Source organism: Thermus islandicus DSM 21543, assembly GCF_000421625.1.
GTDB classification, from domain to species: Bacteria; Deinococcota; Deinococci; order Deinococcales; family Thermaceae; genus Thermus; species Thermus islandicus.
On sequence record NZ_ATXJ01000013.1, the window covers coordinates 1 to 14,613 of the forward strand.

Here is a 14,613-nt window from a genome sequence, read left to right on the forward strand (position 1 = left end):
CAAGGCCCCGCCCCCGGCCCCCTACGTGAACGTGAGCGAGGCCCTGAAGGGGGCGCTCCCCAACTTCATCCCCGGCCTCGGCACCCTCTACGTGGACCCCTCCAAGCTCCCCGAAGGGCCCTTCCTGGCCTACGACAAGGCGGGGAACCTGGTAAAGGTGGTCTTCATGGTCCCCCTCAAGAAGCTCAACGAGAGCCAGAAGTACGTGGACATCGGCACCCAGACCCTGAGGGCCCTGGGGGTCACCCGCATGGACCACGTAAACCTCATCCCCTCGGGACCCCACCCCGGGGTGAACGAGCCCCACTACCACATTGAGCTGGTCCTGGTCTCCGTGGACCAGGAGCGGAAGGTGCTGGAGGGCGAGCCCTACTGAGGTAGGCCCGGCCCCCGCGGAAGGGCCGCCTTCCGCGGGGGCTTCCCTTGCGCGAGGCCCGGGGGCCAGGGAAGCGCCCTGCCCCTGGTTCCTCCACGCGGCCAAGGCCACCGCGGGGGTTCAGAGGAGCTCGGGCAGGGCCGCCTTGGCCCGCTCGGGGTCCAGGCCGCCCCCCTGGGCCAAAGCCCCCCTTCCCCCGCCCCGGCCTCCCGCCTTCTCCGTGAGGGCCCGGAAGAGCGCCCCCGCCTCGAGGCCCCTTTCCTGGGCCCCTTTGGAGAGCTTCAGCACCGCCTGTCCCCCGGAGAGCACCAGGGCCACATCGGCCCCCCGTCCCACCAGGTCGTCCGCCGCCTGGCGCAGGGCCTTGGCGTCCAGGCCGGGAAGCTCCACCACCGCCCACCTTAGGCCTCCCTTCTCCTCCAGGGAAGGCCCACTGCCGCCCCCCAAGGCGGCCTGGACCAAGCGGGCCTTGAGGCGCTCCACCTCCCGCTCCTTCTCCTTGAGCTCGGCAAGGAGCTTCTCAAGCCTCTCCTCCAGAGCGGCTTCCCCCACCTCCAGGCGCTCGGCGAGGGCCTTCAGGCGGTTCAGGGACTCCCGGGCGAAGCGGATCGCCCCCTCCCCCGTCACCGCCTCTATCCGGCGCACCCCGGCGGAGACCGCCTCCTCGCTCCTTATGAGGAAGGCCCCGATCTCCCCGGTGCGGCGCACGTGGGTACCCCCACAGAGCTCCTTGGACTCGAGGCCGGGTACGGGGCTTCCCTCCACCCGCACCACCCGGACCACCTCCCCGTACTTCTCCCCGAAGAGGGCCATGGCCCCCTCCCTCCTCGCCTCCTCCAGGGGCAGGTACCGCCAGGTGACGGGGAAGTCGGCCTGGATCCAGCGGTTCACGAGGAGCTCAATCCGCTCCAGCTCCTCGGGCTTCACGGGCTCCGGGTGGGTGAAGTCAAAACGGAGCCTATCCGGGGCCACCAGGCTTCCCGCCTGGCGCACGTGGGGACCCAGGACAGCCCTGAGCGCCGCGTGGAGGAGATGGGTGGCGGTGTGGTTCCTTTCGGTGTCCCGCCTCTTGGGGTCCACCACCGCCCGCACTCTTTCCCCCACCCGAAGGACCCCTTCCTCCACCCGGGCCTGGTGCAGGAAGATCCCCCGGTCGGTCTTCTTGGTGGTCTCCACCCGGGCCCTCCCCCCGGGCCACTCCAAGAGGCCAAAGTCCCCGATCTGCCCGCCCCCCTCGGCGTAGAAGGGGGTCTTGTCCAGGACCACCTGGACCTCGGTGCCGGGCCCTGCCTCCCCCAAGCTTTCGTCCCCGGCGAGGAGGGCCAGGACCTCGGCCTCGGCCTCGAGGGTCCCGTAGCCCAAAAACTCCGTAGCCCCCCGCTCGGCGTAGAGCTCCTCCAGCACCTGGGCGCCCCGCTTGAAGATCTCCCGCTCAAAGGCCATGGCCGCCCGGGAGCGCTCCTGTTGCTCCTCCATGGCCCTTTGGAAGCCTTCCGTGTCCACCCCGAAGCCCCTCTCCGCGGCGATCTCCACCGTGAGGTCCAGGGGGAAGCCGTAGGTATCGTAGAGCCGGAAGGCCTCCTTCCCGGGCAGGGCCTCTCCCGGCCTCAAGCCCGAAAGCAGGGCGTCAAGCCGCTTAAGGCCCCCTTCCAGCGTCTCCAGGAAGCGCTCCTCCTCGAGGCGGACCTGCCGCTCCACCGCGGGCAGGTTCTCCCGCATCTCCGGGTAGAAGTCCCCAAGAAGCTCCGCCACCTTCGGAGCGAGCCTGTGGAGGAAGGGCTCGGAAAGCCCCAGGAGGTAGCCGAAGCGGAGGGCCCGGCGGAGGAGGCGCCGGACCACGTAGCCCCGGCCGGTGTTGGCGAAGGTGACCCCATCCGAGAGGGCCGCCACCACCGCCCGGACGTGGTCGGCGATCACCCGGTGGGGGACGGAGGCCTTGCCCTCGTAGGGCCTCCCGCTCAGGCGGGCCACCTCCTGGATGAGGGGGTAGAAGGTGTCCGTGCGGTAGAAGTCCTCCACATCCTGGAGGATGGCCGCCACCCGGTAGAGGCCCATGCCGGTGTCAATGTTCTTCTGGGGCAGGGGCTTGAGGATGCCGGGCCCCGGGATGGGGCCCTGGCGGTCGTACTGGGTGAAGACCAGGTTCCAAATCTCTACGAACCGGTCCCCCGAGCCGGTGTTGGGGCCGGTTTCATCGGGGGTGCCAAAGGCGGGCCCCCGGTCGTAGAAGATCTCCGAGCAGGGGCCGGAAGGCCCGTTCGGCCCGTGGGTGATGGCCCCGCCCGGCCAGTAGTTCTCGTCCTCGCCGAAGCGGCCGATCCTTTCCTCGGGCACGCCCACCAGGTCCCGCCAGATGGCGTAGGCCTCGTCGTCGTCCTCGTACACCGTGACCCAGAGGCGGTCGGGCTCAAGCTTCAAGTGCTCGGTGAGGAACTCCCAGGCCCAGAGGATGGCCTCCTTCTTGAAGTAGTCGCCGAAGGAGAAGTTGCCGAGCATCTCAAAGAAGGTGTTGTGCCGCCCCGTGCGCCCCACGTTCTCAATGTCCCCTACCCGAAGGCACTTCTGGCAGGTGGTGACCCTCCGCCACTCCCTGCCCCCGAAGATGGGCCGGGCCCCCAGAAAGTAGGGCTTTAGGGGCGCCATCCCCGCGGAGATGAAGAGGAGGGAGGGGTCGTCCTCGGGGATGAGGCTGAAGGAGGGGAGGCGCAGGTGCCCCTTGCCCTCAAAAAAGGAGAGGTACGCTTCGCGGATCTCCGCCGTGCGCATGGCTTTGATTATAGGGCCCCCGGGGGAAACCCCAGGCTTTAAGATGGGCCCATGAAGGTGCAGATGCGCCGCTACACCCTCAAGGAAGGGGCTAGGGCGGGCTTCCAAAAGGTTTTCCTGGAGACCATCGTCCCCCTGCGCCAGGCCCTAGGCTTCCGGGTGCTCGGGGCCTACTGGCTCTCCGAGCGGGAGTTTTTGTGGTTCGTGGCCCACGAGGACTTTGAGCGGGCGGAACAGGCCTATTATGCCCACCCCGAGCGGAAAAAAGTGGACCCAAGCCAGTTCCTGGAGACCGTGGAGGCCCGCTTCGTGGAACGCCTCCTGTAGCCCCGGCCACGCCTGGGCCAGCTCCCCGGGGTAAGCTTGGGGGAATGGAGGTCTTCCTCTTGGTCCTGCGCAACCTCCTGGCGAGGCCCGTGCGGAGCCTCCTCACCCTGCTTGGGGTGCTGGTGGCCACGGGAAGCATGGTCCTCTTCCTCTCCTTTGGGGAGGGCCTGCGCCGGGCCCTCTTTCAGGAGCTCTCCCGGGTGGGCCCCGCCATCCAGGTGGTGCCCGAGGGCACGGAAGGCTTAGGCCTCGGAGGCTTTCCCGAGATCACCCCTGGGGCCCTCAACGCCCTGGAAGAGGCGGGGCGGGCCCTCGGGGTGCGGGCGGTGGTCCCGGTCCTCTTCCTGGCCCGGGGCGGCTTTGACCCCGCGAGCAGCTTCCTCTTCCAGGGCCTGCCCCAAGGCGTGGGCCCGGACCTCCTCTACCCCGGGGTAAGGCCCCAGGCGGGCCGCCTGCGGCCTTCGGAGAGGGGCGCGGTGGTGGGAGGCAAGGTGGCCAGGCGCCACGGGCTTTCCCTGGGAAGCCCCCTGCGCCTCTCCCCGCAGGTAACCCTAAAGGTGGAGGGGATCCTGGAGGAAACGGGGGGTCTTGCGGACAACCTCCTCTTCGTGCCCTTGGCCGCCATTCAGGAGGTGCTGGGCACCCAGAACTACAGCGCTGTCCTCGTCGCGCTAAGTCCCGGCCAGAAGGCGGAGGAGGTGGCCCGGGCCCTGGAAAAGGCCGTCCCCGGCCTCAAGGCCCAGACCACGGGCGAGGTGATGCGCTTCGCCGAGCGGGCCCTAAGGATCAGCGACCTGGTGCGCTTCGGCATCAGTCTGGTAGCCCTGGTGGTGGGGGGGCTTCTCGTGGCCAACACCGTGATGATGTCCGTGTACGAAAGGATCCGCGAGTTCGGGATCATGCGGGCCCTGGGGGCGAGGCGGGGCTTCGTCTTTCGCCTGGTGGTCCTGGAATCCCTCCTCCTGAGCCTCCTGGGCGGGGTCTTGGGGCTTGGGCTTGGGGCCCTGGCCTCGGGGGCCATCAACCTTTACACCCTGGACCAGGTGGGGCTTGCCCTCTCTGCGGTAACGGGGAGGCTCGCCCTCTTCGCCCTGGGGGTAGCCCTGAGCCTGGGGCTTTTGGCGGGGCTCCTGCCTGCGCATCACGCGAGCCGCATCCCCGTGGTGGAGGCCCTGGGTAGGGTATAGCCCGGCCCGCGCCGGCCTGGGGCCTTAGGAAACAAGGAGCAAGGATGACGCTAAGGGCGGAAAACCTCACCAAGCGCTACCGGCAGGGGGAAAAGGCGGTGACGGCCCTTTCGGGGTTCACCTACGCCTTTCCCCAGGGCGCCACCGCCATCGTGGGCCCCTCGGGAAGCGGCAAGACCACCCTCTTAAACCTCCTGGCCGGCTTTGACCTGCCCACGGAGGGGGGGGTCTACCTGGGGGAGATCCCCCTCCACGCCCTTTCCGAGGATGAGCGGGCGGGGGTGCGCCTCAGGCACATGGGCTTCGTCTTCCAGCAGTGGAACCTTATCCCCACCCTCACCGCCCTGGAGAACGTGGCCCTCCCCCTGCTCCTTGCCGGCTGGCCAAGGAGGAAGCGCCTGCAGCGGGCGGCGGAGCTCTTGGAGCGGGTGGGGCTCGCCCACCGCCTCCACCATCCCCCAAGCCGCCTCTCGGGGGGAGAGCAGCAAAGGGTGGCCCTGGCCAGAGCCTTGGCCCTGGACCCAGGGGTCCTCTTCGCCGACGAGCCCACGGGCAACCTGGACGCGGAAAGCCGCGAGCAGGTGGCCGCCCTGCTCTTGGAAGAGGGGAAGGCGCGGACCTTGGTCCTGGTGACCCACGACCTGGAGCTGGCGCAGAGGGCCGAGCGCATCCTCTACCTCAAGGGGGGGAGGCTTCTTAAAGAGGTGGGCCCCGCGGTAGGCCCCTAGGGACATCCGACCCACCCCGCCCGTGGCACAATACCCCCCATGGGCAAGCGCCTGGTGGTCATCGGGGGCGTGGCCGGCGGGGCTTCGGCGGCCGCCAAGGCCAAGCGGGAGAACCCCGAGTTGGAGGTGGTGGTCTACGAGAAGTCGGGCTGGGTTTCCTACGGGGCCTGCGGCCTGCCCTACGTGCTCTCCGGGGAGATCCCCCAACTGGAGAAGCTGGTGGCCCGGACTCCCGAGGCGTTCTGGAAGCAAGGGGTGAGGGTCCACACCCATCACGAGGTGCTGGAGGTGGACTATGGCCGCCGCGTCCTCACGGTGCGCGACCACGCCGAGGGGCGGACCTTCCAGGATCGGTTTGATCACCTGGTGATCGCCACGGGGGCCAGGCCCGCCCTCCCGCCCCTCCCCGGTGGGGAGCAGGAAGGGGTCTACACCCTGAGGAACATGGAGGACGGGCAACGGCTCTTGCGGGCCCTGGAAGGGGCCAGGCGGGCCGCCATCCTGGGAGCCGGGTACATCGGCCTCGAGGTGGCCGAGGCCTTCCGCAGGCGGGGCCTGGAGGTCACCCTCCTGGAGCTCAAGGACCGCCCCCTGCCCCACTGGGACCCTGAGGTGGGCGGGCTCCTCCGGCAGGAGCTGGAGCGCCACGGGGTAGAGGTCTGGACCGGGGTACGGGTGGAGGCCCTAAGGGGCCTGGGCCGGGTAGAGGCGGTGGAGACCTCGGAAGGGGTGGTGCCCGCCGACCTGGTCCTCCTGGCCACGGGGATCAGGCCCAACGTGGAGCTGGCCCAGACCATGGGGGTGGCCCTGGGACCCACGGGAGCCATCGCCACCGACGAGAGGATGCGCACCAATCTGGAGGGGGTTTACGCCGCCGGGGACGTGGCGGAGAGCTTCCACCAGGTCTTAAAGCGCCCCTTCTGGCTGCCCCTGGGGGACGTGGCCAACAAGCACGGCCGCACGGCAGGGAGCGTGATCGCCGGGAAAGACGCCCGCTTTCAGGGTGTGGTGGGTACCGCCATCTTCAAAGCCTTTGACCTGGCGGTGGCCACCACGGGTCTCTCCCTGGAGGCGGCCAGAAAGGAGGGCCTGGCGGCCCAAAAGGTCTTCATCCAAGCCCGCGACGGGGCCCACTACTACCCGGGAAGCCGGCCCCTCTGGGTGGAGCTCGTCTACGAGGAGGGGACGGGGAGGCTTCTGGGTGGAGCGGTGGTGGCCTATGGGCAGGGGGCCCTCCGCATAGACACCCTCGCCGCCCTCCTCCACCGGGGGAGCACCCTGGAGGACCTCCTGGGGCTGGACCTGGCCTACGCCCCGCCCTTTAGCCCCGTCTGGGACCCGCTCCTTATCGCCGCCCAGCAGGCGCACTAGTGTACCGAAGTGCCAAGCACACGGTCTTAATGTGTGAAGCCTCAGGTCTTACACCCTACACCAGAATCTCCCCCGCCTCCAAGCTGAGCCTTGGAGGTGAGGCATGGACCCCCTGAGCAGGCTGACCCCGGAGATGCGGGAGGAAGCGGAGGCCCTGAGGCGCGAGTGGGAGACGAACCCCCGGTGGAAGGGGGTGCGGCGGGACTACCGTCCCGAGGACGTGGTGCGGCTCCGCCCCAGCGTGAGGGTGGAGCACACCCTGGCCAAACGGGGGGCGGAGAAGCTGTGGCGGCTCCTCCATGAGAAGCCCTACGTGCACACCTTCGGGGCCTACACCGGGGCCATGGCGGTGGAGATGGTGCGGGCTGGCCTCGAGGCCATCTACCTTTCCGGCTGGCAGGTGGCTGCGGACGCCAACCTGGCCTACGAGACCTACCCCGACCAGTCCCTCTACCCGGTCAACTCCGTGCCCCAGGTGGTCCGCCGCCTCAACAAGGCCCTCATGCGGGCCGACCAGGTGGAGCGGGCCGAGGGCAGGGTGAGCCGCGACTGGTACGTGCCCATCGTGGCCGACGCCGAGGCCGGCTTCGGTGGGGCCCTCAACGTCTTTGAGCTCACCAAGCAGATGATTGAGGCAGGGGCCGCGGGCATCCACTACGAGGACCAGCTCGCCAGCGAGAAGAAGTGCGGCCACCTGGGGGGCAAGGTCCTCGTGCCCACGGCGCAGCACATCCGCACCCTGCAGGCGGCGCGGCTTGCGGCGGACGTGATGGGCGTGCCCACGGTGATCATCGCCCGCACCGACGCCGAGGCCGCCACCCTCATCACCAGCGACATTGACGAACGGGACCGCCCCTTCATCGTCCCGGGCGAGCGCACCCCCGAGGGCTTCTACCGCTTCAAGAGCGGCCTCGAGGCCGGCATCGCCCGGGCCCTGGCCTACGCCCCCTACGCCGACGTCCTCTGGATGGAGACCTCCAAGCCCGACCTGGAGGAGGCCAGGAGGTTCGCCGAGGCGGTGAAGCGGGAATACCCCGACAAGCTCCTCGCCTACAACCTCTCCCCCTCCTTCAACTGGAGGAAGTTCCTGGACGAGGAGACCATCGCCAAGTTCAACCGCGAGCTCGGGGCGATGGGGTACAAGTTCCAGTTCATCACCCTGGCGGGCTGGCACACGGTCAACTACTACACCTTTGCCCTGGCCCGGGGGTACAAGGAGCGGGGCATGCCCGCCTTCGTGGAGCTCCAGGAGAAGGAGTTCGCCGCCCAGAAGGAGGGCTTCACCGCCGTCAAGCACCAGCGGGAGGTGGGCGCGGGCTACTTTGATGAGGTGGTCCTGGCCCTCACCCAGGGGCAGGCCTCCACCCTGGCCCTCAAGGGCTCCACGGAAGAGGCCCAGTTCGCCGAAACGACCCGCTGAGGGGAGCTTCCCCAGGCTCCCCGGAGCGTCCGGGGAGCCTTTTTTTGGCGGCGAAGGCACGCTATAGTGTACACAGAATGCCAGAGTCCTATACACCCTGGCGGCGCTACCTGGAGGACCTGCGCCCCCACCTCAAGGGCCGGGACCACCGGGGAAGGCGGGGCTCCCTGCGCTGGCTCGAGGCCCTCATGGCCGAGCGGGGGGGCCGGTCGGGCACGGTGCGCAACATCCTCTACAAGGACCTGGGAAGCCCCGAGGAGAAGGAGCGCCTCTACGAGCTCCTTAAGGAGCTTTACCAGGAAGCGGGCCTGGAGCCGCCCCCGCCCCCGGCCGAGCTCTTCCTGGAGACCGCCCGCAAGACCCTGGGCCGGGACAAGCGCCGGATCTTCCGCCGTTTTCTTAAGGAGCTGGAGGCGGGGGAAAGGCCCCAGGTGGTGGTGGTGGGCGGGCCGGCCACGGGCAAGGGGGTGCTCCTCGCCGCCCTCTCCCGGGCCCTCTTTGCCCTCCCGGGGCGGGAGCCCCACCTCCTCAACCTGGGGGGGGAGGTGGCCCAGGCCCTGGTCCCCCTGGCCGAGGCCCTGGGGGTGGCGGAGAAGGTGCGGGGGCTTCTGGCCCAGCTCTCCCCCACGCAACCCTATGCCCTCCAGGGCGCCCTGGCCCAGGAGGCCCTCCTCCTCCTAGCCCAGGCCCTGAACCGGGAGGGCCGCCCCCTCCTCCTCAGGGCGGAGGCCGAGGGCACCCTGGAGGGCCTCCCCTTGAGGAGCCCAGAGGGGGAGAGGCAGGGGCTGGCCGCCTGGCTGGAATTTTTTTTGAAAAAACTCCACATCCCCTACCTGGCCGCCCTCTCCGAACCCCCGCCCACCCTCCCCTACCAGCCCCTTTCCCCCCCGAGCCGGGAGGAGGCCCGCCGCTTCGTAAGGGAAAGGCTCCCCCACCTCCCCCCGGAGCGCCTCGAGGCCTTGGTGAACCAGGCGGGCCGGAACTTCGGGGAGCTTTCCCGCCTCGTCCTGCTGGAGGCGGCCAAGCACGACCCTAGAACCCCCCTCCAGGAAGACCCCACCCTGAGGCCCTTCCTCCTGGCCCTGGCCGCCTTCAGCCCCGAGGCCGACCCGGCCTTTCCCGTAGCGCTCCTGGAAAAGGCCTTAGGAAAGTCCCGGGAGAGGTTCTCGCAGGCGGAAAGGGCCCTTCTGGAATGGGTGGGGGAGGACCGGGTCCGCCCCGCCCTGAGGGGTCTCCTCCCCGGGGAGGCCCCCCGGGAGCTCCACCTCCTGGCCCTGGAGCACTTCCCCCCGGAGCACACCTTCCGCCGGCTCTACCACGCCCGCAAAGCGGGGGAAAGGGGGATCCTCCTCGGCCTCCTCCAGGAGGACCCCGCCCGGCTCGCCCTCCTCCCCGGCCTCTGGGAGGAGGCTCAGGCCTGGCCCCGGGAGGACCTCGAGGCCCTGGCCGCGGTGGTGGTGCGCTACCGGGCGGTCCTGGGGCAGTACGCCCACCCCGAGGCGGAGGCGGCCCTGGCCGTCCTCTCCGGGGCCAAAGACCCCGCCCTCCGGGCCTGGGCCCGCATCAAGGCCGCAGAGGCCAGGGTGGACGCAGGGTTTTATCGGGAGGCCGAGGCGCTCCTGCCCAAGCGGGAGGACCTCGCCCTCTTGGACGAGACGGGACAGGCGGAGGGGCTCTTGGTGATGGCCGCCGTGGAGCGCTGGAAGGGGGATTACGAAAGGGCCGCCCTCTTGGTGAGCCAGGCCCAGGGCCTGCCCGTGGCCCCCTTCCTGCGGGACCGGGTCCTCCTTTGGCAGGGCCTGGTGGCCAAGGATCTGGGCCGGTACGAGGAGGCCCTCCGGGCCCTCGCCCAGGTGGGCCATGACCCCCTCCTCCGGGGCCGGGCCCGCTACCAGATGGGCGACCTCCTCATGCGCCTGGGCCGCCTCGAGGCCAAGGCGCGCATGGCGGAGGGGCTTAAGGCGCTGGAGGAGGCCGGGGCTCCCAGGGACGAGGTGGCCCGGGTCCGGGCCCGCTACGCCACCCTCCTCCGGCGGCTCGGCCTCTACGAGGAGGCGGGAAAGGCCATCCAGAAGGCCCTGGAGGAGGCCGAGGACCCCTTCACCCAGGCCCGGATCCGGAGCGAAGCGGGCATCCTCGAGGCCGCCTGGGGGCACCCCCTGGAGGCCCTTGGCCACCTCCGGGCGGCCGAGGCCTACTTCCGCACCACCCCCGAGCGGCCCAAGGAGGCCCGGTACCGCCACCTGCGCACCCTCTTCCGCCTGGGAGCGGCCTACCTCCTTCTGGAGGCGGGCCAGCCCTACCGCCCCCCCTTCCTGGGGAGCCTGACCGCCCCCCAGGCGGAGCGCCTCCTGGAAGGCCTCCTTTCCGAAATCCCTAAGGAGGCCACCGACCGCTACACCGCCCTCAGGCTGGACGCGGCCAGCCTCCTCGCCCTCCTCCTCCCCCCCAAGGAGGCCAAGGCCCTACTCCGGCCCTTCCTGGGCCTGGAAAACCCTTACCTGAGGGCTCAGGCCCGCCTGGGCTACGCCGAGGCCCTGGTCCGCGAGGGGAGCTACGGCGAGGCCCTGGCCCAGGTGGTGGCCCTGCCCCCCCTGGAGGACCCGGGCCTCCTGGCCCAGGCCTGGGCGGTGGAGGTCCTGGCCCTCCTGGGGCTTGGGGAGGAGGAAGCCGCCTGGGAGAAGCTCCTGGAGGTGCGCCAGGGGGACCTGCCCTGGGCCTTCCGCTTCCAGCTGGGGCAGGCCCTGGGCCGCTTCTGCCCCGAGCTCAAAGGGCGCCTGGACCCGGGTCCCCTGGCCCTGGCCGAGGCCCTGGGGTTCTATCTGGCAAATCCCGACTAAATCACTGGACTTTTGCCGGGCCAGGGGCTATACTCTTCCTGCGAACGGGTCGCAGTAAGAGCCCGACCCGGGATCAGGAGGCAAAGGATGAACCAACTGGAGATCCGCGACCTCTGGGCTTCGGTGAACGGAGAACCCATCCTCAAGGGGGTGAACCTGGTGGTCCCCAAGGGGGAGGTGCACGCCCTCATGGGGCCTAACGGGGCCGGCAAGAGCACCCTAGGGAAGATCCTCGCGGGGGACCCAGAGTACCAGGTGGAAAAGGGGGACATCCTCCTGGACGGGGAGAGCCTCCTGGACCTCTCCCCCGACGAAAGGGCCAGGAAGGGCCTTTTCCTGGCCTTCCAGTACCCCGTGGAAGTACCCGGGGTGACCATGGCCAACTTCCTCCGCCTGGCCCTCCAGGCAAGGCTTGGCCGGGAGGTGGGGGTGGCGGAGTTCTGGGGCAAAGTGAAGAAGGCCTTGGAGCTTCTGGACTGGGACGAAAGCTACCTCTCCCGCTACCTCAACGAGGGCTTCTCCGGAGGGGAGAAGAAGCGGAACGAGATCCTGCAGCTTTTGGTCCTCGAGCCCACCTATGCCGTCTTGGACGAGACGGACTCGGGCCTGGACATTGACGCCCTCAAGGTGGTGGCCCGGGGAGTGAACGCCATGCGGGGACCCAACTTCGGCGCCTTGGTCATCACCCACTACCAGCGCATCCTCAACTACATCCAGCCCGACGTGGTCCACGTGTTGATGGACGGCCGGGTGGTGGCCACGGGGGGCCCCGAGCTCGCCCTGAAGCTGGAGGAGAAGGGCTACGAGTGGCTTAAGGAGAGGGTCAAGGAGGGGGCATGAGCGAGCTGGAGATTCAACGCATCGGCGAGGAGTACCGGTACCACTTCGTGGACGAGATCCGGCCGGTCTTCGTGGCCGAGCGCGGCCTCACCCGGAGGGTCATTGAGGCCATCAGCTACCACAAGGCCGAGCCCGAGTGGATGCTCAAGTTCCGCCTTCGGGCGCTGGAAATCTTCCAGAAGAAGCCCATGCCCACCTGGGGCCCCGACCTCTCGGGCCTGGACCTGGACGACCTGGTCTACTACGTGAAGCCCGCCGAGGTGCGGGACGCCAAGAGCTGGGAGGAGGTCCCCGAGGAGATCCGGAAGACCTACGAGAGGCTCGGCATCCCCGAGGCGGAGCGGAAGGTGCTCGCCGGGGTGGGGGCCCAGTACGACTCGGAGATGGTCTACCACCGGGTCAAGGAGGAGCTTGAGCGCCAGGGGGTCATCTTCGTGGCCATTGAGGAGGGGATGAAGAAGTACGAGGACCTCTTCAAGGAGTACTTCGCCACCGTGGTCCCCCCCGAGGACAACAAGTTTGCCGCCCTGAACTCCGCCGCCTGGTCCGGGGGCTCCTTCGTTTACATCCCCCCCGGGGTCAAGGTGGAGCTCCCCCTGCAGGCCTACTTCCGGGTGAACACCCCCGAGTTCGGCCAGTTTGAGCGCACCCTCATCATCGTGGACGAGGGGGCGGAGGTGCACTACATCGAAGGGTGCACCGCCCCCATGTACTCCACGGAAAGCCTCCACACCGGGGTCATTGAGATCGTGGTGAAGCGGGGGGCCCGTAGCCGCTACACCACCATCCAGAACTGGTCCACCAACATGTACAACCTGGTGACCCAGAGGGCCCTGGTCTACGGGGACGCCTTCCACGAGTGGGTGGACGGCAACCTGGGCTCCAAGGTCACCATGAAGTACCCCTCCAGCTACCTCCTGGAGCCGGGGGCCAGAAGCGAGATCCTCTCCATCGCCTTCGCCAAGACGGGCCAGCACCAGGACACGGGCGGCAAGCTCCTCCTCTCCGCTCCCCACACCTCGGGCACCATCGTCTCCAAGAGCATTTCCAAGGGCGAGGGGCGGGCCAGCTACCGGGGCCTGGTGAAGGTGATGGAGGGGGCACGCCACGCCAAGGTCAACGTGGAGTGCGACGCCCTTCTCATTGACCCCGAAAGCCGCACCGATACCTACCCCTACATTGAGATTGAGGAGGAGACAGCCCACGTGGGCCATGAGGCCACGGTTTCCAAGATCAACGACGAGCAGATCTTCTACCTCCAGTCCCGGGGCCTAAAGGAGGACGAGGCCGCAGCCCTCATCGTGCGGGGGTTCATTGAGCCCATCGCCAAGGAGCTCCCCCTGGAGTACGCGGTAGAGCTCAACAAGCTCATTGAGCTGGAGATGGAGGGTTCTGTCGGCTAAAGGCCAAGGCCTGGGGAGAGGCCTTGGGGCCTCTCCCCTTCCCCTGCAAGGAGGCAAGGATGCAGGTACTGGACAAGACGCAGGTGGAGGCCCTCTCCCAGGCCCTGGGCGAGCCCGCCTGGGTGCTGCAGAGGAGGCTTGAGGCCCTGGAGGCCTTCGCCCGCCTCCCCTACCCCAGCAAGAAGGACGAGAACTGGCGGTACACCGACCTCTCCGAGGCCCCCCTGGAAAGCCCGGTGGAGGCCCCCAAGGGGCTTAGGCTTTCCCGGGAAGGGCTTCCCGAACTGGTCAGGCGCCGCCTAGAGCGGACGGACGTCTCCGGCTTTTTGGTCTTCGTGGGGCCCGATCTCGCCTACGCCGAGGTCCCGGAGGAGCTTCTCGCGAGGGGCCTCGTCTTCACCTCCCTGGCCGAGGCCCTGAAGGCCCACCCGGAAAAGGTGGAGGCTGCCCTCTTCCGAGCGGTCCACACCGAGGACAAGTTTGCCGCAAAGAACAGTGCCCTCTTCACCCATGGGGCTTTCCTCTACGTGCCCAAGGGCCTCGAGGTGGACAAGCCCCTTGGGGTCTTCAAGGTGATCCTGGAAGGAGGCCGGACCTCCGCCGGAAGAAGCCTCCTCTTCCTGGAGGACAACGCCAAGGCCGCCTACATTGAGGAGTACCTCTCCTTAGACCTCCCCCCCACCCTTCACCTCTCGGCCACGGAGATGGTCCTGAGACCCGGGGCGAGGCTCCGCCACGCCCACGTCCAGACCCTAGGCGAGGGCGTGTGGCACTTCCACCGGCAAAGGGCCCTTCTGGAGCGGGACGCGGGCCTCAACGACCTGGTGGTGAACCTGGGCGGGACCTACGCCCGGAGCGAGGTGGCCTCGGAGCTTCTGGGTCCCGGGGCCGAAAGCGAGATGCTCGGCCTCTACTTCGGCCACGGAAGGCAGCACTTTGACCACTACACCCTGCAGCACCACGTGGCGCACCACACGAGGAGCGACCTCCTCTACAAGGGGGCGGTGAAGGACGAGGCCCGGGCGGTTTTCTCCGGCCTCATCCGGCTGGAAAAGGGGGCCCAGAAGACGGACGCCTACCAGGCCAACCGGAACCTCCTCCTCTCCCCCACAGCCCGGGTGGACTCCATCCCCCAGCTGGAGATCGGGGCCAACGACGTGCGGTGCACCCACGGCTCCACCACCGCGCCCGTGGACGAGGTACAGCTCTTTTACCTGGAGTCCCGGGGCCTGCCCCGGAGCCTCGCCCAGGAGCTTCTGGTCAAGGCCCACCTGGCGGACGTCCTCACCCGCATCCCCCTTGCGGCCCTCCGGGCCCACATTGAGGCGGTGATTGAGGAAAAGGTACGCATCTAA

Annotated in this window: 11 protein-coding genes; 10 read left to right on the forward strand and 1 reads right to left on the reverse strand. The window is 68.8% G+C overall.

The window, feature by feature from the left end:
* Positions 1-376, forward strand: a 376-nt coding sequence (locus H531_RS0109970) for a DUF5602 domain-containing protein (RefSeq protein ID WP_022799205.1), incomplete at its 5' end; no start/stop codon positions are given.
* A gap of 120 nt (positions 377-496) precedes the next feature.
* Here the strand turns inward: H531_RS0109970 and alaS are convergent.
* Complete coding sequence (gene alaS / locus H531_RS0109975) at positions 497-3,142, reverse strand: alanine--tRNA ligase (protein ID WP_022799206.1); 2,646 nt, start codon at positions 3,140-3,142, stop codon at positions 497-499.
* Between the two features lie 51 nt (positions 3,143-3,193).
* Between alaS and H531_RS0109980 the strand changes: the two genes are divergently transcribed.
* The 9 genes from H531_RS0109980 (at position 3,194) to sufD (ending at position 14,613) form a co-directional block, all read left to right on the forward strand.
* Positions 3,194-3,469: an NIPSNAP family protein gene (locus H531_RS0109980; protein WP_022799207.1), complete on the forward strand. Its 276-nt coding sequence runs from the start codon at positions 3,194-3,196 to the stop codon at positions 3,467-3,469.
* Positions 3,470-3,513: 44 nt separating this feature from the next.
* A complete protein-coding gene (locus H531_RS0109985) occupies positions 3,514-4,656 on the forward strand; it encodes an ABC transporter permease (protein WP_022799208.1) in 1,143 nt (380 codons plus the stop codon).
* 44 nt (positions 4,657-4,700) lie between these two features.
* A complete protein-coding gene (locus tag H531_RS0109990) occupies positions 4,701-5,384 on the forward strand; it encodes an ABC transporter ATP-binding protein (RefSeq protein WP_022799209.1) in 684 nt (227 codons plus the stop codon).
* Positions 5,385-5,423: 39 nt separating this feature from the next.
* Positions 5,424-6,755, forward strand: coding sequence for an FAD-dependent oxidoreductase (locus tag H531_RS0109995; RefSeq protein WP_022799210.1), 1,332 nt, complete (start codon positions 5,424-5,426; stop codon positions 6,753-6,755).
* Positions 6,756-6,858: 103 nt separating this feature from the next.
* Positions 6,859-8,175, forward strand: a complete 1,317-nt coding sequence (gene aceA, locus H531_RS0110000; RefSeq protein WP_022799211.1) for an isocitrate lyase — start codon at positions 6,859-6,861, stop codon at positions 8,173-8,175.
* A gap of 77 nt (positions 8,176-8,252) precedes the next feature.
* Entirely contained in the window at positions 8,253-11,015 is a 2,763-nt protein-coding gene (locus H531_RS0110005; protein ID WP_022799212.1) for a tetratricopeptide repeat protein, read from the forward strand.
* A gap of 87 nt (positions 11,016-11,102) precedes the next feature.
* Entirely contained in the window at positions 11,103-11,855 is a 753-nt protein-coding gene (gene sufC / locus H531_RS0110010) for a Fe-S cluster assembly ATPase SufC (protein ID WP_022799213.1), read from the forward strand.
* Positions 11,852-13,258, forward strand: coding sequence for a Fe-S cluster assembly protein SufB (gene sufB / locus H531_RS0110015; protein ID WP_022799214.1), 1,407 nt, complete (start codon positions 11,852-11,854; stop codon positions 13,256-13,258). Before sufC ends, sufB begins: the two co-directional genes overlap by 4 nt.
* A 59-nt stretch (positions 13,259-13,317) precedes the next feature.
* A complete protein-coding gene (gene sufD, locus H531_RS0110020; RefSeq protein WP_028490790.1) occupies positions 13,318-14,613 on the forward strand; it encodes a Fe-S cluster assembly protein SufD in 1,296 nt (431 codons plus the stop codon).